Raw genomic sequence first — 22,425 nt, 5'->3', positions numbered from 1 at the left:
CATTACTCCGCTTTATGCAGGGGATGGTTGTCGGTTTGCTGAGGTTTGGTGCGCAGCAGCGACAGCACCCAGACGAAGAAGATCGGCACGAAGATCACCCCGAGCATGGTCGCGCTGAGCATCCCGCCCAGCACCCCGGTGCCCAGTGCGCGCTGGCTCGCAGCGCCGGCGCCAGTGGCGATGGCCAGCGGCACCACGCCGAGCATGAACGCCATGGAGGTCATGATGATCGGGCGGAAACGCAGGCGCGCGGCTTCGACAGCAGCATCGCGCAGCGAGTAGCCGTCTTCCCACAGGTCCTTGGCGAACTCGACGATGAGAATGGCGTTCTTCGCCGCCAGGCCGATCACGGTGATCAGGCCGACCTTGAAGTACACGTCGTTGGGCAGGCCGATAGCAGTCACCGCCAGTACCGCGCCGAGTGCGCCGACCGGCACGATCAGCATCACCGTCAGCGGGATCGCCCAGCTCTCGTAGAGCGCCACCAGCAGCAGGAACACCACGGTGATGGCCAGGGCGAACAGCATCGTCGCCTGCCCGCTGGCGACCCGCTCCTGATACGACAGCCCGGTCCACTCGTAACCGATACCTTCGGGCAGCTCGGCAGCGATGCGCTCCAGTTCGAGCATCGCCTCGCCAGTGCTCACGCCGGGCGCGGCGTCACCGGCAATGCGGATCGACGGGTAACCGTTGTAACGCGCGACCTGCACCGGGCCTTCTTCCCAGCTCGTGGTGACGAAAGCACTCAGCGGTACCAGGCTGCCGCTGTCGTTGGGCACATGCAGGCGCAGGACGCTTTCCGGTGTCATGCGCTCGGCCTGTTCGGCCTGTACCACCACGCGCTGCTGGCGGCCGGCGTTGGCGAAGTCGTTGATCACCGACGAGCCGAACGCAGTGGACAGCGCGCTGCTGATCGCTTCGAAGCTGACTCCCAGCGTGCGCGCCTGCTCACGGTCGATCACCAGGCGCAGCTGCGGCGCCTCGGCCAGACCTTCCATCATGGCGTAGAGGAACTTCGGATTGCCGTTGACCTTGCCCAGCACTTCATCGCGCGCTGCCAACAGGGCATCGCGGCCAAGGCCGGCGCGGTCCTGCAGGCGCAGGGCGAAACCACCCGAGTTGCCCAGGCCTTCGACCGGCGGTGGCGGCACCGCCATGATCGCGCCGTCATCGAGGTTGGCGAAGTGCTGGTTGACCGCAGCCGACTCGGCTTCCGGCGACTGCGAAGAATCTCGCTCGGACCAGTCCTTGAGCAGCGGGAAGGCAATGGCCGCGTTCTCACCCATGCCGGAGAAGCTGAAGCCGAGGACCAGGAAGGACGTCTGCACGGCCTCGCGGGCCATCAGAAACTCTTCCAGCTCCTCACCCGTGGCCGAGGTGCGCTCACGGGTGGCGCCTGGCGGCAACTGGATGTCGACGATCATGTAGCCCTGGTCTTCCACCGGCACGAAGGATTCCGGCAGGCGCAGGTAGAAGAAACCCATCAGCACCACCACGCCCAGGTAGATGAACATCACCCGCCCGGCGCGCGGCACCAGCTTGCCGTTGAGTTTGGTGTAGCGGCCGGTCAGGGCGGTGAACTTGCGGTTGAACCAGCCGAAGAAACCGGTCTTCTCGTGATGGCCTTCGGGGATCGGTTTGAGCAGCGTGGCGCACAGCGCCGGGGTGAAGGTCAGCGCGAGGAAGCCCGAGAACAGGATCGACACCGCCAGCGACAGCGAGAACTGCTGGTAGATCACCCCCACCGAGCCGGCCATGAAGGCCAGCGGCAGGAACACCGCCGACAGCACCAGGGTGATACCGATGATCGCCCCGGACACCTGCCCCATCGCCTTGATGGTCGCCGGCACCGGCGCCAGGCCTTCCTCGGCCATGATCCGCTCGACGTTCTCCACCACCACGATGGCGTCGTCCACCAGGATGCCGATGGCCAGCACCATGCCGAACATGGTCATCATGTTCACCGAGAAGCCAAGCAGGTACATGAAGGTCAGCGTACCGAGCAGACACACCGGCACGACGATGGACGGGATCAGGGTGTAGCGCACGTTCTGCAGGAACAGGAACATCACCAGGAACACCAGCACCATGGCCTCGATGAGGGTCATGATGACCTTGTCGATCGCCACGTCGACGAAGCGCGAGGTGTCGTACGGCACGGAGAACTCGACGTTGTCCGGGAAGTTGGCCGACAGCTCGGTCAGACGCTGCTTGACCGCCTCGGCGGTCTGGATCGCGTTGGCACCGGGCGACAGCTGCACGGCGGCGGCAACGGCGGGCTTGCCGTCCTGGCGCGAGCCGAAGTTGTAGTCCTGGCTGCCGACCTCGATGCGCGCCACGTCGCCCAGGGTCAGGCGCGAGCCGTCCTGGTTGGCACGCAGCACGATGGCGGCGAATTCCTGCGGGTTGTCCAGGGTACCCTTGACCGCCAGGGTCGCCGTCAGCTCCTGCTCGCTGGAACCCGGCGTGCTGCCGAAGGCACCGGCCGGCACCTGCACGTTCTGCGCGCGGATGGCGTTGTTCACGTCATCGATGGATAGGCCGTAGCCGACCAGCTTCTGCGGATCGATCCACACGCGCATGGCCGCCTCGGAGGCGAAGAACTGCAGCTTGCCGACGCCGTTCACGCGACGGATTTCGTTGTTGATGTTGCGCGCGGCGTAATCGGCCAGCGCCGTGACGTTGGCGTCCTTGTCGCCATCGGTGTAGCTCAGCGTATAGATCAGCAGGAAGCCGGCGGTGGCCTGCTCGGTCTGGATGCCGAGCGTCAGCACGGCCTGCGGCATGCGTGCCTCGGCCTTCTTCAGACGGTTCTGCACGTCAACCTGGGCCAGTTCGGGGTCGGTCCCTGGCTGGAAGGTGACGGTGATCTCGGCGATGCCGTTGGCGTTGCTGGTGGACTCGAAGTACAGCAGGTTCTTGGCGCCGTTGAGTTCTTCCTCGATGACGCTGGTCACCGAGTCGGTGAGCACCTGCGCCGAAGCGCCGGGATAGGTGGCGGTCACGGTGATCTGCGGCGGCGCCACGTTGGGGTACTGCGCCACCGGCAGGAACGGGATGGCCAGCAGGCCACCCAGCGAGATGAACAGGGCGACTACCCAGGCGAAATTGGGGCGCCGGATGAAAAACAGGGACATGAGAGGTTCTCCGGCTTACTGCGCCTGGGACTGTGGAGCGGCTTCGGCGGCATCTTGCTCGCGGGGGATGACCTTGGCGCCCGGACGGATAGCCGCCAGCGAGCTGGTGATCACCTTGTCGCCGACCTGCAGGCCCTCGCTGATTTGCCAGCGCGAGCCCTGCATGGCACCGGTGGTGACCTGGCGCGCCTCGACGGTATCGCCCTCCCCCAGCAGCATCACGCTGGCCTGGCCGTCAGCCGAACGCTGCACGGCACGTTGCGGCACCAGGATGGCGTTCTGGTCGAGCCCTTGCGGTGTGCGCACACGCACGTACATACCCGGCAGCAGCACGCCCTCGGGGTTGTCGAACTGGCCTCGCAGGGCGATCTGCCCGGTGCTGCGATCCACCGAGATATCGGTGAACAGCAGCGTGCCCTTGCGCTCGATATCGGTACCGTCGACACGCAGCGACAGCGGCTGGTCGCTCGCACCGGCAACCTTGCCCTCGGCGATTGCCGCGCGCAGGCGCAGGGCATCGGCAGCAGGCTGGGTGAAGTCGGCGTACACCGGATCGAGTTGCTGGATACGTGCCAGCAGCGTGGCTTCGCCCTGGCCTACCAGAGCCCCTTCGGTGACCTGGGCGCGACCGATACGCCCGGCGATGGGGGCGCGAACCTCGGCATAACCCAGGTCCAGGCGGGCAGTTTCGACATTGGCCTGGGCCGAGCGCTTGTCGGCCTGGGCGCTCTGCAGAGCGGCCTTGGCGTTGTCGAAATCCTGCTGGCTGACGGCGTCGATCTTCACCAGTGGTTCGTAACGGCGAACCATCGCCTGAGCCTGGAACAGCTGCGCCTCGGCGCGAGCCAGTTCACCTTGCGCCCGCGACAGGGCCGCCTTGAACGGCGCAGGGTCGATCTGGAACAGCACGTCACCGGCCTTCACGTCGGCCCCTTCCTCGAAGGTGCGCTTGAGCACGATCCCCGCCACCCGCGCGCGCACCTCGGCGACACGCACCGGCTCGATGCGCCCTGGTAGCTCGGCGAACACTGTGAAGGGCTCGGTCTTCACGCTGAGCACATCGACTTCACGCGCTGGCGCCTCTTCCCGTTGCTCTTCGGGCTTGTCGCAGCCAACCAGGGTCACGGCGATCAAATAGGAGATCACGGAAAAAGTGATCCATTCGCGGAATTTGTTCATATCTCACCCAAGCGCGAAGCCAGTACGTAGTCGAAGCCGCGCATGATCCACGCAAAAATTAAATGAGTCAATATTGACTCATTTGATTTTGGTGTGAACAAAGCTAGTATCCTCTTTGAGAAAAATGAGTGTTCTAGGCAAAATACCCGCATCTGCCCGCGATAGATAAAGAGTGACCGATGGATTTAACTGCTGCCGATGAGAAATTGCTGAAGGCCCTGGCGATCGCCATCGTTGACCACCCGCGAGCCACGTTCAAAGAAATAGCCCAGGCAGCGGGGGTCAGCAAGGCGACGCTCAACAGGTTTTGCGGCACCCGCGACAACCTGATCGAGATGCTTCTGAATCATGGTTCGGTGGTTATTTATAGGGTCATTGCCGATGCCGATCTTGAGGCGGCGCCCTTGGACGCATTGCATCGTCTGATCGAAGGCCATTTGATTCACAGGGAGTTGTTGGTATTCCTCTCATTCCAGTGGCGCCCGGACACGTTTGATTTAGATGCAGGCGGCTGCCGATGGCTGCCTTACTCGGAAACGCTGGACGAGTTCTTTCTCCGCGGGCAAAAACTGGGCGTATTCCGTATCGATATCGGTGCCCCGGCGCTTACCGAAATCTTCTCCTCCTTGATCTTCGGCCTGGTAGACGCCGAGCGCCGCGGCCGTATCGCACGCGCAGGTATGGCGGCGTTGATCGAGCAATTCTTCCTGAACGGGGCTTGCAACTACCAAACTTAACGGAAAGCAACGCTCAGTTTTTTTCCAACGGGTTGGCGGTGTCCGTTTTTGGCCGGTTAGCGACGGTCTGACTTCGACCGTCGCAATATATGGTCAGACCTCGGTCTGCTCCGCCATTTCCAGAGCGTCATCGACCTCAATCCCAAGATATCGGACGGTGCTCTCAAGCTTCGTATGGCCGAGCAGAATTTGAATCGCCCGTAGGTTCTTCGTCCTGCGATAGATCAGCGATGCCTTCGTACGTCTCATCGTGTGTGTGCCATATATGGCAGGATCTAGGCCAATGGCTTTTACCCAGCCTTTGACGATACGAGCGTATTGACGAGTGGATAGATGGTCTGATGTATGCAGCCTGCTCGGGAAAAGGCAGTCCTGGCTCCGGAGCTGTGCTTGATGTATCCAGGCGGCGAGAGCAGACCGTGTTTCCCTAGTGTGCGCTCTCTTGCTTGGATGGCATTACGTTCTGGCCCAACGTTACTGTAGCGAATCCGCAGCAGTATCAATCAAAGCCTCCTGTATCCCGCGTGAAGAAAGACGCTACGTTGCGCCCGTTCTTCCACGGCTTCGCTTGCCGCCCCGCTACGGCAGATTCGAAGTATTCATCGAAATGTCATCCTTTAGAAGCAGTGCGGTAACAAGGAATTTCTACCCTTTGCATCGCGAACCGCAATTGTGCGGCCAGCAATATTGCGAAAGGTGATCAAATGACGCCCCATCCGATACAGGACGCCGTGCTGCGGGTCGACCGGTTGAGCGTCGTCTATCCAGGCGGCGTGACAGCCCTACGCGATACCTCGATTGCATTTCGGCGTGGTGAGTTCACCGTGCTGCTTGGTCTCTCGGGCGCAGGCAAGTCGACCTTGCTCCGTAGTCTCAATCGACTCGTCACGCCCACTGGCGGCAGTGTCACCAGCGAACTCGGTGAACTCGGCAGCGGCTCGGCCTTGCGTCAGCATCGTCGGCGTACCGCCATGATCTTTCAGCACCACCAGCTAATCGAACGTCAAAGCGCACTGGCTAATGTGCTTACCGGTCGGCTGGCCTTTCACAACACGCTCCGCTCGCTGTTTCCTCTGCCGCGTGCCGATCAGGAGATTGCGCTCAGTTGCCTCGCTCGGGTCGGTCTGGCAGACAAGGCGCTAAGCCGGGTGGACAAACTGTCCGGTGGCCAGCAGCAGCGGGTAGGCATCGCGCGTGCGCTAGCGCAACAGCCGGCGATCATTCTGGCCGATGAGCCGGTAGCCAGTCTCGACCCGGCCACTTCGGTCCGTGTTCTCGGATTGCTGCGCGACATCTGCAAGGAAGACGGCATCACCGCCATCGTTTCGCTGCATCAACTCGAATATGCCCGCCGCTTCGCCGATCGCGTCGTCGGGCTGGCCGATTCTCAGATCGTTTTCGATGCCGCGCCCTCGGAACTCACCGATGCGCAGCTTGAGCGCATCTATGCAGGCCGCTCTACGACTCAGCCAGCGAATGCTCCGGCTGAACCACCTGTCATGCTCGAACCTTCACTGGAGATGTCCCGATGAAACGCTTATCCGCGCTCTTATTGACTTGCTTGCTGTCCGCTGTTTCAAGTTTGTCCGCCCTAGCGGCCGATGCCGATCCGGATGTGCTAAAGGTTGCCCTGCTGCCGGACGAAAACGCCTCCGAGCTGATCAAGCGTAACCAGCCGCTGAAGGATTATCTGGAAGAGCATCTGGACAAGAAGGTGCAGCTGATCGTAACCACCGACTATTCCTCGATGATTGAGGCGATGCGCTTTGGCCGTATCGACCTGGCGTATTTCGGTCCGCTGTCCTACGTCATGGCCAAAAGCAAAAGCGACATCGAGCCCTTCGCTGCCATGGTCATCGACGGCAAGCCGACCTATCGCTCGGTGATTATCGCCAATGTGGCGTCAGGCGTGAATGAGTATGCCGACCTTAAGGGCAAGAGAATGGCCTATGGTGACCGGGCATCGACGTCCAGCCATTTGATTCCCAAAACCGTGCTTCTTGAGACGGCCGATTTGACGGGTGGGCAGGACTACGAACAACATTTTGTGGGCACGCATGACGCCGTTGCCGTCAACGTGGCGAACGGCAACGCCGATGCGGGTGGGCTGTCGGAGGTAATTTTCAATCACGCAGCCGAACGTGGCCTGATCGATCCGAGCAAGGTGAAAGTACTTGGTTACAGCGGCGAATACCCCCAGTACCCCTGGGCGATGCGCTCGAACCTGAGCCCCGAGCTGAAAACCAAGGTGCGGGATGTATTCGTCGGTATCGACGATCCCGAAGTGCTGCGCAACTTCAAGGCCGAGGCCTTCGCGCCAATCACCGACGCCGACTACGATGTGATCCGCAACATGGGATCGCTGCTCGGCCTCGACTTCGCCACGATGTGAGCACCGATATGTCTTCTCATTACGACGTGCAGGCGCTGCCTGCAGAGCAACGCGAGCACATCCTTCGAGGCTTCGGCCTCGGTTGGTGGCGCCAGCTGGGGCAGGTGGCGATTGTATTCGGAGTGGTGCTGTTGGCCTGCTGGTACGTGGGGCTGCTCGATGCCACCACGCTGCTGAACGGGCTGCCCTCCATCGCGACCCTGGCAGGCGAGGCCATGCCGCCAGACTTTTCGGGCTATCGAAGCTGGATTCGCCCCTTGATCGACACCTTGGCGATGAGCATCGCCGGTACGGCCATCGCAGTGGTGTTCTCGCTGGTGGTGGCCTTCGTTGCAGCGCGCAATACGGCGCCGCACCCCCTTGTGTTCGGTGTTGCCCGGGTGCTGCTCAATGCCCTGCGGTCGGTGCCGGAGCTGATCATGGGCATCATCTTCGTTGCAGCCGTAGGGTTCGGCGCCTTGCCGGGCGTGCTTGCCCTGGGTCTGCATTCGGTCGGCATGGTCGGCAAGTTCTTCGCCGAGGCCATCGAGCACGTCGACGAAGCGCCGGTGGAAGCCGCTCGGGCGGCGGGGGCTACGCCGATGCAAGTGCTGCTGCACGCGGTTTTGCCACAGGTGACGCCGCAGTTCGCCGACGTGGCGATCTACCGCTGGGAATACAACTTTCGCGCCTCCACCGTGATGGGCATGGTTGGCGCCGGCGGTATCGGCTTCGAACTCATGGGCTCGCTGCGCATCATGCAGTACCAGGAGGTTGCAGCAATCCTGCTGGTCATCCTGGCCATGGTCACGCTAGTAGACGCCTTCAGTGGCGTGCTGCGCAAACATTTCAAATAGGACAAACCATGCTGCCGAAACTCGTTATAACTCACCGAGTACACGATGAGATCCTGCAACTGCTGGCGCCACATTGCGAGCTGATGACCAACCAGACCGACAGCACGCTGACGCGCGAGGAAATTCTGCGCCGCTGTCGCGATGCTCAGGCGATGATGGCGTTCATGCCCGATCGGGTCGATGCAGACTTTCTTCAAGCCTGCCCTGAGCTGCGTGTAGTCGGCTGCGCGCTCAAGGGCTTCGACAATTTCGATGTGGACGCCTGTACTGCCCGCGGGGTCTGGCTGACCTTCGTGCCTGATCTGTTGACGGTCCCGACTGCCGAGCTGGCGATCGGACTGGCGGTGGGGCTGGGGCGGCATCTGCGGGCAGCAGATGCGTTCGTCCGCTCTGGCGAGTTCCAGGGCTGGCAACCACAGTTCTACGGCACGGGGCTGGATAACGCTACGGTCGGCATCCTTGGCATGGGCGCCATCGGACTGGCCATGGCTGATCGCTTGCAGGGATGGGGCGCGACCCTGCAGTACCACGAGGCGAAGGCTCTGGATACACAAACCGAGCAACGGCTCGGCCTGCGCCAGGTGGCGTGCAGCGAACTCTTCGCCAGCTCGGACTTCATCCTGCTGGCGCTTCCCTTGAATGCCGATACCCAGCATCTGGTCAACGCCGAGCTGCTTGCCCTCGTACGGCCGGGCGCTCTGCTTGTAAACCCCTGTCGTGGTTCGGTAGTGGATGAAGCCGCCGTGCTCGCGGCGCTTGAGCGAGGCCAGCTCGGCGGGTATGCGGCGGATGTATTCGAAATGGAAGACTGGGCTCGCGCGGACCGGCCGCGGCTGATCGATCCTGCGCTGCTCGCGCATCCGAATACGCTGTTCACTCCGCACATAGGGTCGGCAGTGCGCGCGGTGCGCCTGGAGATTGAACGTTGTGCAGCGCAGAACATCATCCAGGTATTGGCAGGTGCGCGCCCAATCAACGCTGCGAACCGTCTGCCCAAGGCCGAGCCTGCCGCATGTTGAATCCGGTCTGGCTGAAGAGCCTGGTAGCGATCGTTCAAACAGGCAGTTTTCAGAGCGCGGCGAGGGCGTTGGGGCTGGCCCAGCCGACGGTGTCGCAGCACTTGCAGAAGCTTGAAGAGCAGGTCGGCGTAACGCTGGTGCAGCGCAGTCGTAGCGGCTGCCAGCCTACCACACGGGCGCTGGCCTTCATGCCGCATGCGACCGCCTTGCTCGACATGCACGCCCGGGCGCTAGAAGCCCTGCATGGCAATCGTGAGCGCGTCGGGGCCAGCTCCAACATCGGCACCTACCTTCTCCAGCCATTCGTGCGCAACTATCTGACGACCGCAAATGAGAGGGGCGAGGTGGATCTGCGCATCGCCGCCAACCCGGATGTGGCCGACCAGCTACTGGCGGGCCAGCTCGACGCCGCGATCATGGAATGGTGGCTACCTCACCCCGACTTCGAATACCGCCTCTGGCGGGTCGAGCCGCTGGTGCTTATCGTCAGCCCCGACCATGCGCTGGCTGAAGCAGGGTGCATAGAACGTGATCGTCTGGTGGACCTGCCGATGCTGGGAGGTGAACCGGGTAGCGGTACCGGACGGCTTCTGACCGAATACTTTGGCGAACTGGGCGTGCCTCGCAGCGGTATGCAGCTAGGCAGCACCGAGGCAGTCAAACAAGCAGTGAGGGCGGGACTCGGCGTGTCGTTGGTGATGGCTTCCGCAGTACAAGACGAAGTTCGCAGTGGCGCGCTGGTAGCTCTTCCCATCCCGGGGCTTGAAAAGCGTCTCCAACTGATCTGGCGCAAACCTCCCGGAAATCTGCACCCGCCGGGATTTGTGCGGCACTTATTGGAGGAGGCGGATCTAGCTGGATAAGGTGATGGATGGTTGCGATCCAGCGCTTGGCTTGTCAGCCTAGGGAAACTCTGAAAAAGACTTTCTGATTTGGCAAAATACCGCGACCCCACCCACCGAGTTTCCCGATGAAGCAGATGACCTTCGCCGACGCCGAGTACGCTGGCAAGCGCAAGCAAACCCGCAAGGAGTTGTTCCTGATCGAGATGGATCGGGTGGTGCCGTGGAAGGGCTTGATTGCTTTGATCGAGCCACATTATCCGAAGGGTGAAGGTGGCCGTCCGGCCTACCCGTTGATGGCGATGCTGCGTGTGCATCTGCTGCAGAACTGGTTCGGCTACAGCGATCCAGCGATGGAGGAAGCGCTGTACGAAACCACGATCCTGCGCCAGTTTGCCGGGCTGAACCTGGAGCGCATCCCCGACGAAACCACGGGGTGCTGCTGGTCCGCAAGTGACCCGCTGCGATTGAACGCCGGCGGCCAACCGGCGCTCACATCCGTAACCCTCACGGATTACGGAGGCACACGCATGCTGGTATTCGAGTCGATCTACACCGAAGGTCTGGCGCAGATTTCCTATCTGGTGGGCGACAGCAAGGCCGCCGTCGCCGCGGTGATCGATCCGCGGCGCGACGTCGAGGTCTACCTCGACCTGGCGCGCGACAAGGGCCTGCGCATCGCCTATGCCATCGAGACGCACATCCACGCCGACTTCGTTTCCGGCGCCCAGGCGCTGGCCGAACGCTGCGGCGCCGAGATCATCGGCGGACTACGCCTTCGGGCTGCGTCAGGTGGACGACGGCGAGGTGCTGGAACTGGGTCAGGTCAGCCTGGAAGTGCTGCACTCGCCAGGCCACACCCCCGAGCACATCTCGCTGCTGCTACGTGACAGCCAGCAGGGCGAAGCGCCCTTCGCGCTGTTCACCGGCGATACGCTGTTCAACCTCGACGTCGGCCGCCCCGACCTGCTCGGCGAGGACAGCACCAAGCAGCTGGCAGCGCAGCTCTACGCCACGCTGTTCACCCGCTACCTGCCGCTCGGCGAACGCATCGAGATCTACCCCTGCCACGGCGCCGGCTCGGCCTGCGGCAAATCCATCGGTGACCGTCGCCACTCCACCCTCGGCAAATGGCCAATCGCTTTTTCCACCGGCCAGAGGCACAGGTACTGCCGGATAAGGCTGCGCCGTTATCCACCCTACGCCCCGTCGATCACCCGATGCGCAGGGTGGAAAACGGCCAGCGGCCTTTCCCACACGTCAGTATTCGACTTGCAGTTCGGCGCTGCGCGGTTCGGCTTGGCAGGCCAGCGCCCAGCCCTGACGCACCTCGCTTTCGCTCAGCACCTGGTTGCTGCGCATGCTCACGCTGCCCTCCACCACCCGGCACTTGCAGGCGGCGCAGACACCCGAGCGGCACGCGCTCGGCGGTTGCAGGCCAGCCTGTTCCATGGCCTCCAGCAGCACCTCGCCGCGCGGCACGTCCAGCTCGTGACGGCGACCGTCGAGCGCGACCCGCAGGCGGCTGCGGCGCCCGCCCGGTGCGGCCGTCGGCGCTGCGGCGGCAAAGCGTTCCAGATGGATACGCGCCGCATCCACACCCCGCTCGCCCAGCGCGGCACCCGCGGCATCCATGAACGGTTGCGGCCCGCAGATGAAGGCGTCGGCGGCTGACCAGTCAGCGATCTTCGTGGCAATCGCCGGGCCGCTCGGCACACCCTGCTCGGCATCGAGCCAGATGCGCAGCTGCAGGCGATCGGGGTAACGCGCAGACCACTCGGCCAGCTCCTCGGCAAAGATCAGCGAGGCGGCATCGCGGCTGGCATAGAACAGCCGTACCTGCCCGCTGCCCTCGACCAGCGCCGCCTGCAGGATCGCCATCAGCGGCGTGATACCGCTGCCGGCGCCGAGCAGCAGCAGATCGTCATCCAGGTTGCGCGGCACGAACACGCCGGCCGGCGGCAGCGCCTCGATGCAATCGCCGGCCTGCAGGTTGTCCAGCAGCCAGTTCGACGCGCGGCCGCCGGGCACCCGCTTGATGGTGATGCGCAGCGCGCCATCCGCCTGCGGTCGCTGCGACAGCGAGTAGCAGCGCAGCAGCGCCGGCTCGGCAGCGGGCACCTTCAGCGTGAGGAACTGCCCCGGCTGCGCGGCAAAGCGTGCGCGCTGGGCGGCCGGCACCTGCAGGGTGAACGAGCAGCTGTCGGCGGTTTCGGCCTGGCGTGAGACGATGCGCAGACGGGTGAACTCCCCGGCGGCAGGCGCTGGCACCGATGCGAACGCGGTCGCGACCGACGTCGTTGCCGGTGTCGACGTCGAAGCCGAAGGTGCAGTCGAAGCCGGCCCCGCCTTGGGCACGCCGCGCAGCATCGGCCATACCGACTTGCGGCGGAACAGCAGCACATAGCCGACATGCAGGCCGATCAGCCACAGCCCCAGATTGGCGAAGAACTCGTGCACCTCCTCGGCATCGCCCATCCAGCCGATGAAATCGATGTCGCTGGCAGCGCCGAAGACATCCGGCCCCACGCCCGGCAGGGCGGCCAGCACATCGCCGTTGTCGACCATACCCAGGCCGACCACGCTGGCAATGGCGAAACTGCCCAGCGCGCCGACCGTCAGCCACTTGCCGACGCTCGACAGGCCGGGCTTGCTCCGCTGGCCCTTCGGCGGCAGCAACTGCGGGAAGCCGCGCAGGCGCAGCGGCACGATCAGCAGGCGCCACATCAACAGCGCCACCAGGCCATAGCCCAACCAGATATGCAGCGTCTCGGCGTCGTCACCGCTGAGGTAGGCGCCAAGAAAGAAACCGGCCAGCAGCCAGTGGAACAGACGGAAACGATTGAAAGCAGCCACGACGGCGATCCTCTTTGAATGGATGCCGCCTTTGTATTCCTGCGAGCTGAAACGAAACTGAACGGCACCGACCGCTGCGCTTCAGCTTGGCGTAAGGTAGCGCGCCTAGGCTGCGCTCATTCCCAACCGGAGAGCGCACCATGAAAGCCCGCTGGATCATCCTCCTGTCCTGCTGCCTGAGCCTGCCGGCCCTGGCCAAAACCGAACACCCGCTGCTGGCCGGCTACGCCGCACAGGCGCGTCAGGAGAATCCGAACTTCACCAGCTTCTCCGCCGAGCGCGGCAAGGCACTGTACTTCGCCGAGGAGCAGCGCAACGGCAAGACCATGAGCTGCACCACCTGCCACACCGCCGACCCGCGTCAGCCCGGCAAGACGCCGGCGCACCGCAAAGTCGATCCGCTCGCCCCGGCAGCCAACCCCGAGCGCTTCACGGACCTGAAGAAGGTCGAGAAATGGTTCCGCCGCAACTGCGACGACGTCTACGCCCGTGAATGCACCGCGCAGGAAAAGGGTGACTTCATCAGCTGGATCGACAGCATCAAGTAAGGAGCCCCGCCATGAAGATTGCACCCCTTGCTGCCGTCGCCGGGCTGGGCCTGACCCTGGTACTGGCCGGCCTCAGCTTCGCCGATGACGACGACCATCACGAGCGCAAGGGCTACAAGCGGCCCAAGCGCCTGTCGGTACCCAGCGACGCGCCGCTGGTGTGGAAGGAAGAATGCGCTGCCTGCCACATGCTCTATTCTCCCGGCCTGCTGCCTGCCGATGCCTGGCGCGAGCAGATGCGCACCCTGGGCGATCACTACGGCAGCAACGCGTCGCTGGACCCGGTGCAGGAAAAGGAAATCCTCGACTTCCTGGTCCGCGCCTCGGCCGTCAACCGCCTGCCGGTGGAGCCGTCACCCACCGCCGGCGAGCCGCCACGCATCAGCCAGACGCGCTGGTTCGAGCACAAACACGACGAGGTCAGCGAAGCCAAGTTCGCCCGCGAGTCGGTCGGCGGCCGCTTCAACTGCGTGGCCTGCCATCGCGACGCAGAAAAAGGCGACTTCGACGAGGACCGGGTGAAGATTCCGCGCTGAGACAAAAATAGCCGGAACATTTTGCCAACCGTTGCGTTATATCCCTGCGGCAACCCGGACGGCAGCGCATGGGCACTGCAAAAACCGAGGCGTTGGCAACGCAGCAGGTTTTAGCGGCGCCCTGCGCGGTCAGCCCAGACGAGCGCTTAATGAACGACAGCGAACAGGACCTCATCCAGCAGGCCGCGCGTGGTGATCGCCAGGCGTTCGGCACGCTGGTGCGCGTCCATCAGGCGCGGGTCTTCCACTTCCTCCGTCGCCTGCTCGGCAGCGCCGACGAGGCCGCGGACCTGACTCAGGAAACGTTCATCCGCGCCTTCCAGGCGCTCCCCAGGTGGCGCCCGGAAGCACGCTTGCAGACCTGGTTGCTGCAGATCGCACGCAATGCCGCGCTGGATGCGCTGCGCCAGCGGCAACGCCACGTCGACGTGGCGCCGGAGGAACTGGCCGAGCCGGTCGATCCGGCGCCATCGCCGCTGAGCCGGCTGCAGACCGGGCGCGATCTGGCATTGCTGGAACGCTTGCTGGCCCGCCTGCCCCACGAACAGCGCGAGATCCTGCTGCTGCGCGAAGTGGAGGGGCTGGCCTACGACGAACTGGCCGCCACGCTGCAGCTCAACGCCGGCACCGTCAAGTCGCGCCTGGCACGCGCCCGCGAGGCGCTGCTGCACGGCTATCGCCAGGCCAACGGAGGCACCCTCGATGACTGAGCATCTGGACATGGCGATCCTGTCCGCCTACCTCGACAACGAACTCGACGCCGCCGCACAGCGCCACGCCGACGCCCACCTGGCGGGTTGTCCGCAGTGTCGCGCGACCCTGGCCGAGCTCGACGGGCTCGGCCAGGGCTTGCGTGCGCTGGCCAGCCCGGAGTTGCCGGCCGAGTTGCAGGCGCGTCTGCAGCGGCCCTTCGCGCCGCCGGTGCGCAGCGGGTGGGCCCGGCACTGGGCACAGGGTATCGGCGCCGCGGCGTCGATCCTGCTCGGCCTGCTGCTCGGCTATGCGCTGCCCGGCCAGCCGCCGGGCAGCTCACCCCGCCACGACCTGCTCGCCGTCCTCGGCAGCACCCCACCTGGCGCGCTCTGCGCGCGCCCCGAATTCTGCTACCTGAAGGTAAACCTGAAATGAGCAACACCACCCTGCGCAACGCCCTGGTCCTGTCCGTGCTGGTCAACGTCGGCGTGCTCGCTGGCCTCGGCTGGCAGAAACTCAGTCGCGATGGCCTGCCGATGCCCTCTGGCGCACCGACCGAGCTGTCGCGCGAGCTGCAACTGAGCGCCAGCCAGCTGCAGCGCTGGCACGATGCCGAGGCGCCGTTCCTGGCCTACCTGCGCGCCTCCAACGCCAGCCTCGGCGAACACCGCAACCGGCTGATCGAGGCGATCTTCGCTGAACAGGTAGACCGCGCGGTAATCGACGCCGAGCAGGCGAAGATCGCCGAACTGCAGAACGAACAGCAGCGCCTACTCATCGACCAGCTGCTGCAGGAGCGCGAGATCCTCGAACCGCAGCAGCGCGCGCGGCTCGCCCAGGTGCTCACGCAGCAGTCGTTCGGCGCCGACAGCATCGAGCAATTGCACCGCAAATGACGGATTGCACGGCGCGATGGAACAAAACCGTCGCGCCTGCGTTAGAACATCAGGAGCCGCACTTCGCCGGCTCGCTCAATGGAGTTCTATCGATGATCCGCAAACCCCACGCTCTCGCCCTCGCCATCATCCTCGCCGGCACCCTCGGCCACGCCGGCACCAGCCTCGCCGCCACCAGCCATGACCACGGCCACGGCGAAGGCGCGCCGGCGCTGCAACTCGATGCCGGCAAGCGCTGGGCCACCGACGCGCCGCTGCGCCAGGCAATGGGCACCATCAACAACGATATGCGCCAGGCGCTGCCGGCGATCCACGAAGACCGTCTGCCCGCCGCCCGCTACGGCGAACTGGCCGAGACGGTGCGCGGCCAGGTCGCCTACATGGTGGAGAACTGCAAGCTGAGCGCCGAGGCCGACGCGCAGCTGCACCTGATCATCGCCCAGCTGCTCGCCGGTGCCGACGCCATGAGCGGCGCCCCGGCCGGTCAGCGCGACGGCGCGGTGACGGTGGTCGGCGCGCTGGGCGACTACGCCACTTACTTCGCCGACGACAGCTTCAAGCCGCTGGAACACTGATCGACCGCCGCGCTCAACCCTTGTCCGGCCGTGCCGGCGGGGCCGCTTTCACCGCGAGCGGCACCTCGGCGGCCACCGCTTCCGACTCGCCCTCGCCGCTGCGATCTCCGCTGGTGTTGGCCAGCAGGCTGGCGGTGGCGGTCTGCAGGTAGGCGTGCAGCTGGCGCAGCAGCTGCGGCTGATCCTCGGCAGCGGCGATCCGCTCGCCAGCCGGTTCACCGCCCAGGCGATAGCGATACAGCCGCGCCGGCTGCTCCTTGGGCTGTACCAGCACCCGATCACCGCGGATCAGCGCCACGGTCTGGTCGCTGCCCGACGGCTTGACGATGCCGAAACCCGGATCGTCCGCCGGCAGGCTGAGCAAATCGCGGCCCCAGCATTGATGACGCACCTCGCCACCGAGGCGGCCCATGATGGTCGGCACCACGTCCACCTGCGTACCGACCACCTCGCGACGGCTGCCGAAACGCTCGGTGACGCCCGGGGCGATCAGCAGCAGCGGCACGTGGAAGCGCAGCAGATCCATCTCGGTGACTTCCTCCGGCGCGCCGAACCCGTGGTCGCCGACCACGACGAACAAGGTCTGCTTGAACCAGGGCTGGTTACGCACCTTGTCGAAGAACTGCCCCAGCGCCCAGTCCGAATAACGCATCGCCGTCAGATGCTGATCCAGCGCGCCATGCCCCTCGACAGCAGCGACCGGCAACTGCTCGGGCAGCGCGTACGGCGTGTGGTTGGACAGCGTCTGCAGCAGCGCATAGAACGGCGCGCCGTTATCCAGCTTGCCCAGCTCCTCGGCGGCGCGGGTGAACATGTCCTGGTCGGAAACGCCCCAGGTCGGGTCGGAAACCACCGGATTCACGTAGTCGTTGCGGCCGACGAAGCGCTTCATGCCCTGGTTGCCGAAGAACCCCGCCTGGTTGTCCCAGGCGAAATCGCCGTTGTAGACGTAAACGTCGTCGAACGCCCGCGCACCGAGCAGCTGCGGCAGGCCGGAGAAGCGATGGCCGCCTTCGGGCGTCTGCATCAGGTACTCGAAGCCCGGCAGGTTGGGAAAGCAGGCCATGCTGGCGAACATGCCCTGGTGGGTGTGGGTGCCGTTGGCGAAGAAGCGCTCGAACAACAGCCCCTCGCCGGCCAGGCGGTCGAAGTTCGGCGTGATGCCGTCGGCACTGCCGAGCGCGCCGACATAGCGGCCGGCGAAGCTCTCCATGAGGATCACCACCACGTTGCGCACCGCCAGCTGGCCGTCCGCCGGCGGCTGGAAGTCACGGCGCACCGGCGCCAGCTCGGCATCCACCAGCCGGTCGTTGGCGGTCAGCAGCAGCTCGCGGGTGATCGCCTGCGCATCCGCCACCGGCAGTGTCGCCTTCCAGCTGTTGTCGCGATGGCTGGAGAAGCGGTTGCGCGCCGCATCGTAGAGCGACAGCGTGGCGTTCTGACCAAGGTGGTTGGCGAAGGTCGAGGCGGTGGTGAAGGCATCGCCCCAGCGCAGCGGCGGGCCCTGACGCAGCGTGCCGCGCGCGGCCACCACACTGACCACCAGCAACACGCCGAACACCGCGAAGCGCGCCGGCCAGCTCGCGCCGCGGCGGGCCGGCGCGCTCGCCAGGCTGACCGGAGCGGCACGGGTGCGGCGCTCCAGCCAGCCGAACAGCGCGAACAGCGCGGCGCTCGCCGCGAGCCAGGCGGCCAGCAGCCGCAGCACCGGAAAGCCGTGCCAGAGCATGCTCAGCACCGTAGCCGGGTCTTCCTGCAGGTACTGGAACACCAGGCTGTTGAGGCGCTGGTGAAACTCGCGATAGAAGTTCAGCTCGATCAGCCCGAGCAGGATCGCCACGCTGGCGCAAACACCCAGCCATAGCTGCTGCAGCCGGCGGGCGGCCATTGCCCGGCTACTGAGTACCGCGAGCAGCAGCGGCACGAGGATGTACACCGTCACCCGCAGGTCGAAACGCAGGCCGTTGCCGAACGCCTCGACGAAGCTGGCCAGCGGTGTACTGCCGATCAGCTCGCGGTTGAACAGCAGCAAGCCCAGCCGCAGCAGCGCAAACAACGCCAGCAGGGCCAGCGCACTGGCGAACGTGAAGCGCAGGTGCGCGGCCAGGCCATTGAAGCCGGACGCCGCGCGCTCTCGAGCAGGGCGTCGCAAAGAGGAAAGCATGGGTACGTCCTTCAGGGGATGAGGATCACCGCCCAGACCAGACCGATCAGGCACAGCGCCAGCAATTGCGCGGCGCTTCCCATGTCCTTGGCCTGTTTGGCGAGCGGATGCAGTTCGAAAGAGATGCGGTCGACCGTCGCTTCGATGGCCGAGTTGAGCAGTTCGACGATCAGGCCGAGAAACACCACGGCAATCAGCACGGCGCGCTCGACGCGGCTGACGTCGAACAGAAACGCCAAGGGAATCAGCAGCAGATTCAGTAGCACCAGCTGGCGAAACGCCGCTTCGCCTCTATAAGCGGCCTTGAGACCTGCAGCCGAATAGCCGGACGCGTACCAGATGCGCGCCAGTCCGCTGCGCCCCTTCAGCGCCGCACCGTCGGCCGGCACGTCGACGCTGGCCACGGCATCGGTAGCCGCGCAGGTCGGCTCAGATGACATCGCAGCGCAACTCGCTGAAGGTGCGGTGGGCGGCCAGCAATCGTTGCCAGTCCTGTTCCGGCATGGCCTGGCGATGACGCTTGAGCTGGCGCAGGTCATGCCGTGCCGCGGCGCTGCGCCGCAAACGGCGACGACTCTTTTCCAGATCGAGCAGCGCGACTTCGACGCTGGCCGCGTCACCTTCACCCTGAACCCTGATGAAGATGTGCTTGGGGTAGCAGCAGCCATGCTGCCAGCGTGCCTGATGAATGCGCGCCAGGGTGATCCCGACCGCCGCTAGCATGCGCTCCTGTACCGTCGGACCGAAGCGCCCCCCCAAGTCCTGTTGATACCAGTCCTCCAGGCTGACGAAGCCTTCCAGCTCCGCCGTCATCAGCAGCGCCTGCCACTGCCCGGCCTGTTGTCGCGTGCCGCAGTAGACCAGTTCCGGCACCTGCACGCCGAGCCGGGCGAATGCTTGCAGCGCCTGCAATTCGCGCAGCACCGTGGGCCGGCCGAACGGATGCAGCAGCGAGCGATACAGGTGGCCAATCTGCCGTTTGCAGTACAGCAGCGGCTGCTGCGGATCGCGCAGCCGTATCCGTTGCACACCGCTTTCGCCGGCGCGGCGCTGGTTAGGTTCCTCGACCCATTCGCCCTGGGTGTTCCACCAGCGCTGGAAGGTGCTGGTACGCGCTTCGCGGGCCGGCAGTACGAGTGGTCGGCTCATGTTCAACCCCGCTTGCGCAGCACGTAGACCCGCCACATGGCGTAGCCCGGGAGGAAGTCATTGCGGTCGAGGATGTCGAAGCCGGCCTCGGCGAATTCCGTCTCGATCACCGAGCGCGCGACGACGAAGCGGTTCTGGTTGTCCTTCGCCGGCCGGCGACGCTCCAGGCGCTTGCGCTTCCAGGCCTTGTAGTTGCCATCGACCCACAGCGAGACGATCAGCGTGTCACGGGTGACGCGGTGGAACTCACGCAGCATCGCCAGCCGGTGCGCCGGGTCGGCGATGTGGTGCAGTAGGCGCATGCAGAAGATGTTGTCTACCGCGTTGTCACCCATGTCGATGGCGAAGGCGGAGGTCTGGAAGCTCTCGACCCGATAGAGGATTTCCCGCGACTGCGAGGCTTCGGCGATCGCCAGCATGTCGGCCGAGTTGTCGGCGGCAAAGATCATCCGGCTTGGGTGCTCGGCCAGCAGCGGCCAGAAGCGCCCGGCGCCGCACGGCAGGTCCAGCACCAGATCAGGATCGCCGGCGATCTTCAGTGCGCGGCGCGCCATCTGCTCGTCACGCCAGTGCGACAGCCGCCGGGCCAGGCCATCCTGATGCTTGTGCAGGTATTCGTAGGCGTGCTGGCGATCGTATTTGCGCGAGAACTCCAGTTCGATGGGGCTCGATGTGGTCATGGCGGGCATTCCGGTTGGAAACGGAACGCCAAACTAACCAGACAGACATCAAGGGCCCGTCAACGGGATGTGAAAAAAACGTCAAACAGCGCCGTCATGAAAGCGCACCTGAAAGCAGCTGCCCTGCGGTTGCCGCGGCACCACACCTACCTGCCAGCCCTGGTGCGCGCAGATCCGCTTGACCAGCGACAACCCCAGCCCCAGCCCTTCGCCGCGCCCCTCGGCACCCCGCACGAACGGCTGGAACATGCGCTCCTGCTCCGCCAGGGGAATGCCCACGCCGCTGTCCTCGACGCGAAAGCCAGCGTCGTCGAGGACCAGCCGCACCGTGCCGCGGTCGGTGTAATGCAGTGCGTTGCGCAGCAGGTTGGACATCACCGTGCCGAGCAGGGTGTGGTTGTAGACGCCGCGGTCCTCGCCCTCCTCCAGCAGCTCGAAGGCCAGGCCCTTCTCCGCCAGCAGCGGTGCCCAGCGCTCGCTCTGCTCGGTCGCCACGCTCCGCAAGCTGGCGTCGCCGGCCAAGGACGTCTGTTGCGGACGCGCCCGCGCCAGCATCAGGAAGGTTTCCACCAGCTCGTGCATTTCCCGCGCGGCGCGCTGGATGCGCGCCAGCGGTCGCTGCGCGGCTGGCGACAGCTCGGCCTGCTGCTCGAGGAGCTCGCAGGCGCCGAGCACCACCATCAACGGGGTGCGTAGTTCGTGGCTGACATCGGCGGTGAACAGCCGCTCGCGCTCCAGGGTCTGGCGCAGCTGGCCGAGGGTGCTGTCGAACGCCGCGGCCAGATGGCCGACCTCGTCATCGGGATACTGCAGGGCCAGCGGCGGCGCCAGCGGATGCAGCTGGTCGCGGTGGCGCACCTGGTTGGCCAGGCGGCTGACCGGTGCCAACACCCGGTTGGCCATCAGCCGCCCCAGCGCCCAGGCGCCGAGCACGCTGAGCAGAAAGCCGGCCAGCACGACGTTGAACAGCGCATCCTCACGGGCCTCGAACTCGTGCTGCTCCTGCACCAGCACGTAGCGGTCAGCGCCGACATTGCGCACATAGACGTAGTAGGCATCGTCCCCGCGAACCAGCTCGGTGAACCCCTCGCCGAGCCCGGCAAACGCCTTTGGCATCGGGCGCTCGGGCAGATGCGAGGCGAAGAAGTGAGTGCTGGTACCCAGCTGCGGTGTTCGTCCGTTTGGCAGATCCTCGTTGAGCACGATGTCCAGGTCGCGACTCAACTCCTCGGTGACCAGCTGCTCTTCGATGAAGTGCACCACGCCAACGATGCCGAGGGCGAACGCACCGCTCACCACCAGCGTCATCAGCGTGAAGGCGATGACGATCCGCCGCGCCAGCGGCTGCTTAGCGAGCATCGCAGTCCTCCGCCAGGCGGAAGCCAAGGCCGTGCACAGTATGCAGCAACGGCTTGTCGAACGGCTTGTCGAGCACCTGGCGCAACTGGTGGATATGGCTGCGCAACGCATCGCTGTCCGGCACGTGATCACCCCAGACGGCATCTTCCAGCGCTTCGCGGCGCACCACCGCCGGGCTGCGCTGCATGAGGATCGCCAGCAGCTTGTGGCCGATAGGGTTGAGGCGAATCGGCTGGCCACCACGACTGGCTTCCAGGGTGTCCAGGTCGTAGCAGAGATCGGCCACCTGCAGCTGCCGGCGACGCGATCCCTGGCAGCGACGCAGGATCGCCTCGATACGGGCAACCAGCTCGGACAGCGCGAAGGGCTTGATCAGATAGTCGTCGGCACCGGCCTGCAGCCCCTTGATGCGGTCAGGCAGCGCATCGCGGGCGGTGAGCATGATGATCGGCGTATCGCGCCCGGCATCGTCGCGCAGGCGCTTGCACACCTGCAGCCCGTCGATGCCCGGCAGCATCAGGTCCAGCACGATCAGGTCGTAGTCCTGGGTGGCGGCCAGGTGCAGACCGCTGAGGCCATCCTGCGCGCAGTCGACCACGTAGCCCTTGAGCTCAAGGTAGTCCAGCACGTTGGCGAGAATGTCACGGTTGTCTTCGATGACCAGGATGCGCATCGCTGGGGTACTCGCTAGAAGTTTCGGAACGGCAGACGCTGCTTATTACGCCTGCGCGCGGCGCAGAACATAGCCGAGACGATGTGAAAAAAACGTCGCCTCGCCAGCCCCGCATTTAGCCCTGTGAATCGCCCCGGGTTTTGTGGAGGCCGTT

General features: G+C 64.9%; 23 protein-coding genes and 2 pseudogenes. 14 read left to right on the top strand and 11 right to left on the bottom strand.

Translation table 11 applies throughout. The annotated features are described in order from the left end of the window. Window positions 1–2 precede the first annotated feature (2 nt). Complete coding sequence (gene tmexD / locus EA795_RS19660; protein WP_090519107.1) at window positions 3–3,137, bottom strand: multidrug efflux RND transporter permease subunit TMexD; 3,135 nt, start codon at window positions 3,135–3,137, stop codon at window positions 3–5. A gap of 15 nt (window positions 3,138–3,152) precedes the next feature. Next, on the bottom strand, window positions 3,153–4,316 hold the full coding sequence (gene tmexC, locus EA795_RS19655) for a multidrug efflux RND transporter periplasmic adaptor subunit TMexC (RefSeq protein ID WP_090519108.1): 1,164 nt from the start codon (window positions 4,314–4,316) through the stop codon (window positions 3,153–3,155). Between the two features lie 179 nt (window positions 4,317–4,495). Between tmexC and EA795_RS19650 the strand changes: the two genes are divergently transcribed. Continuing rightward, on the top strand, window positions 4,496–5,053 hold the full coding sequence (locus tag EA795_RS19650; protein WP_090519109.1) for a TetR/AcrR family transcriptional regulator: 558 nt from the start codon (window positions 4,496–4,498) through the stop codon (window positions 5,051–5,053). 93 nt (window positions 5,054–5,146) lie between these two features. Here EA795_RS19650 and EA795_RS19645 read toward each other — a convergent pair. Beyond that, window positions 5,147–5,485, bottom strand: a pseudogene (locus EA795_RS19645) (tyrosine-type recombinase/integrase); the annotation flags it as partial. Window positions 5,486–5,757: 272 nt separating this feature from the next. On the opposite strand from EA795_RS19645, the gene phnC reads away from it, so the two are divergent. From phnC to EA795_RS21595, 7 genes and pseudogenes are all read left to right on the top strand, one after another. After that, the gene (gene phnC / locus EA795_RS19640; RefSeq protein ID WP_003118432.1) at window positions 5,758–6,585 is read left to right on the top strand and encodes a phosphonate ABC transporter ATP-binding protein; all 828 of its coding nucleotides are present in this window, start codon (window positions 5,758–5,760) and stop codon (window positions 6,583–6,585) included. Continuing rightward, entirely contained in the window at window positions 6,582–7,445 is an 864-nt protein-coding gene (gene phnD / locus EA795_RS19635) for a phosphate/phosphite/phosphonate ABC transporter substrate-binding protein (RefSeq protein WP_003118431.1), read from the top strand. The genes phnC and phnD overlap by 4 nt, the downstream gene beginning before the upstream one ends. A gap of 8 nt (window positions 7,446–7,453) precedes the next feature. Further along, complete coding sequence (phnE, locus tag EA795_RS19630) at window positions 7,454–8,281, top strand: phosphonate ABC transporter, permease protein PhnE (RefSeq protein ID WP_003118430.1); 828 nt, start codon at window positions 7,454–7,456, stop codon at window positions 8,279–8,281. Between the two features lie 8 nt (window positions 8,282–8,289). Further along, on the top strand, window positions 8,290–9,300 hold the full coding sequence (gene ptxD, locus EA795_RS19625) for a phosphonate dehydrogenase PtxD (RefSeq protein WP_003118429.1): 1,011 nt from the start codon (window positions 8,290–8,292) through the stop codon (window positions 9,298–9,300). Then, a complete protein-coding gene (locus EA795_RS19620) occupies window positions 9,294–10,163 on the top strand; it encodes a LysR family transcriptional regulator (protein WP_003118428.1) in 870 nt (289 codons plus the stop codon). Before ptxD ends, EA795_RS19620 begins: the two co-directional genes overlap by 7 nt. A gap of 107 nt (window positions 10,164–10,270) precedes the next feature. Then, window positions 10,271–10,576, top strand: a pseudogene (locus EA795_RS19615) (IS5/IS1182 family transposase); the annotation flags it as partial. 96 nt (window positions 10,577–10,672) lie between these two features. After that, window positions 10,673–11,032, top strand: a complete 360-nt coding sequence (locus EA795_RS21595; protein ID WP_230357762.1) for an MBL fold metallo-hydrolase — start codon at window positions 10,673–10,675, stop codon at window positions 11,030–11,032. Here the strand turns inward: EA795_RS21595 and EA795_RS21480 are convergent. Next, on the bottom strand, window positions 11,025–11,213 hold the full coding sequence (locus EA795_RS21480) for a hypothetical protein (RefSeq protein WP_225030852.1): 189 nt from the start codon (window positions 11,211–11,213) through the stop codon (window positions 11,025–11,027). The genes EA795_RS21595 and EA795_RS21480 overlap by 8 nt on opposite strands. Before the next feature lie 189 nt (window positions 11,214–11,402). Beyond that, window positions 11,403–12,998 (bottom strand): 2Fe-2S iron-sulfur cluster-binding protein, encoded by a 1,596-nt coding sequence (locus EA795_RS19605; protein ID WP_122079056.1) that lies wholly within the window; start codon window positions 12,996–12,998, stop codon window positions 11,403–11,405. 140 nt (window positions 12,999–13,138) lie between these two features. On the opposite strand from EA795_RS19605, the gene EA795_RS19600 reads away from it, so the two are divergent. The 6 genes from EA795_RS19600 (at window position 13,139) to EA795_RS19575 (ending at window position 16,246) form a co-directional block, all read left to right on the top strand. Further along, complete coding sequence (locus EA795_RS19600; protein ID WP_103455118.1) at window positions 13,139–13,546, top strand: DUF1924 domain-containing protein; 408 nt, start codon at window positions 13,139–13,141, stop codon at window positions 13,544–13,546. Window positions 13,547–13,557: 11 nt separating this feature from the next. Beyond that, window positions 13,558–14,082 carry a diheme cytochrome c gene (locus EA795_RS19595; protein ID WP_064481054.1) on the top strand — a complete coding sequence of 175 codons (525 nt, stop codon included), beginning with the start codon at window positions 13,558–13,560 and terminating at the stop codon, window positions 14,080–14,082. 149 nt (window positions 14,083–14,231) lie between these two features. After that, entirely contained in the window at window positions 14,232–14,792 is a 561-nt protein-coding gene (locus EA795_RS19590) for an RNA polymerase sigma factor (protein WP_064482713.1), read from the top strand. Then, a complete protein-coding gene (locus tag EA795_RS19585; protein ID WP_064481055.1) occupies window positions 14,785–15,210 on the top strand; it encodes an anti-sigma factor family protein in 426 nt (141 codons plus the stop codon). The genes EA795_RS19590 and EA795_RS19585 overlap by 8 nt, the downstream gene beginning before the upstream one ends. Then, window positions 15,207–15,671: a periplasmic heavy metal sensor gene (locus EA795_RS19580; RefSeq protein WP_064481056.1), complete on the top strand. Its 465-nt coding sequence runs from the start codon at window positions 15,207–15,209 to the stop codon at window positions 15,669–15,671. The genes EA795_RS19585 and EA795_RS19580 overlap by 4 nt, the downstream gene beginning before the upstream one ends. Window positions 15,672–15,763: 92 nt before the next feature. Beyond that, window positions 15,764–16,246 (top strand): hypothetical protein, encoded by a 483-nt coding sequence (locus tag EA795_RS19575; RefSeq protein WP_003302065.1) that lies wholly within the window; start codon window positions 15,764–15,766, stop codon window positions 16,244–16,246. Between the two features lie 13 nt (window positions 16,247–16,259). On the opposite strand, the gene EA795_RS19570 is transcribed toward EA795_RS19575, so the two are convergent. The 6 genes from EA795_RS19570 to EA795_RS19545 all read right to left on the bottom strand — a co-directional run bounded on the left by EA795_RS19570 (window position 16,260) and on the right by EA795_RS19545 (window position 22,271). After that, a complete protein-coding gene (locus tag EA795_RS19570) occupies window positions 16,260–18,410 on the bottom strand; it encodes an LTA synthase family protein (RefSeq protein ID WP_064481057.1) in 2,151 nt (716 codons plus the stop codon). A gap of 11 nt (window positions 18,411–18,421) precedes the next feature. Continuing rightward, the gene (locus EA795_RS19565; protein ID WP_046617841.1) at window positions 18,422–18,850 is read right to left on the bottom strand and encodes a diacylglycerol kinase; all 429 of its coding nucleotides are present in this window, start codon (window positions 18,848–18,850) and stop codon (window positions 18,422–18,424) included. Beyond that, window positions 18,840–19,559 carry a lipopolysaccharide kinase InaA family protein gene (locus EA795_RS19560; protein WP_064481058.1) on the bottom strand — a complete coding sequence of 240 codons (720 nt, stop codon included), beginning with the start codon at window positions 19,557–19,559 and terminating at the stop codon, window positions 18,840–18,842. The genes EA795_RS19565 and EA795_RS19560 overlap by 11 nt, the downstream gene beginning before the upstream one ends. 2 nt (window positions 19,560–19,561) lie before the next feature. Continuing rightward, complete coding sequence (locus tag EA795_RS19555) at window positions 19,562–20,239, bottom strand: class I SAM-dependent methyltransferase (RefSeq protein WP_064481059.1); 678 nt, start codon at window positions 20,237–20,239, stop codon at window positions 19,562–19,564. Between the two features lie 81 nt (window positions 20,240–20,320). Then, the gene (locus tag EA795_RS19550) at window positions 20,321–21,598 is read right to left on the bottom strand and encodes a sensor histidine kinase (protein WP_064481060.1); all 1,278 of its coding nucleotides are present in this window, start codon (window positions 21,596–21,598) and stop codon (window positions 20,321–20,323) included. Further along, window positions 21,588–22,271 carry a response regulator transcription factor gene (locus EA795_RS19545; protein ID WP_064481061.1) on the bottom strand — a complete coding sequence of 228 codons (684 nt, stop codon included), beginning with the start codon at window positions 22,269–22,271 and terminating at the stop codon, window positions 21,588–21,590. Before EA795_RS19545 ends, EA795_RS19550 begins: the two co-directional genes overlap by 11 nt. Window positions 22,272–22,425 lie beyond the last annotated feature (154 nt).

Source organism: Stutzerimonas nitrititolerans, from assembly GCF_003696285.1.
Lineage (GTDB): Bacteria > Pseudomonadota > Gammaproteobacteria > Pseudomonadales > Pseudomonadaceae > Stutzerimonas > Stutzerimonas nitrititolerans.
The sequence above is the reverse complement of the archived record's forward strand: the minus strand, read 5'-3'. Positions and strand labels throughout refer to the sequence as shown.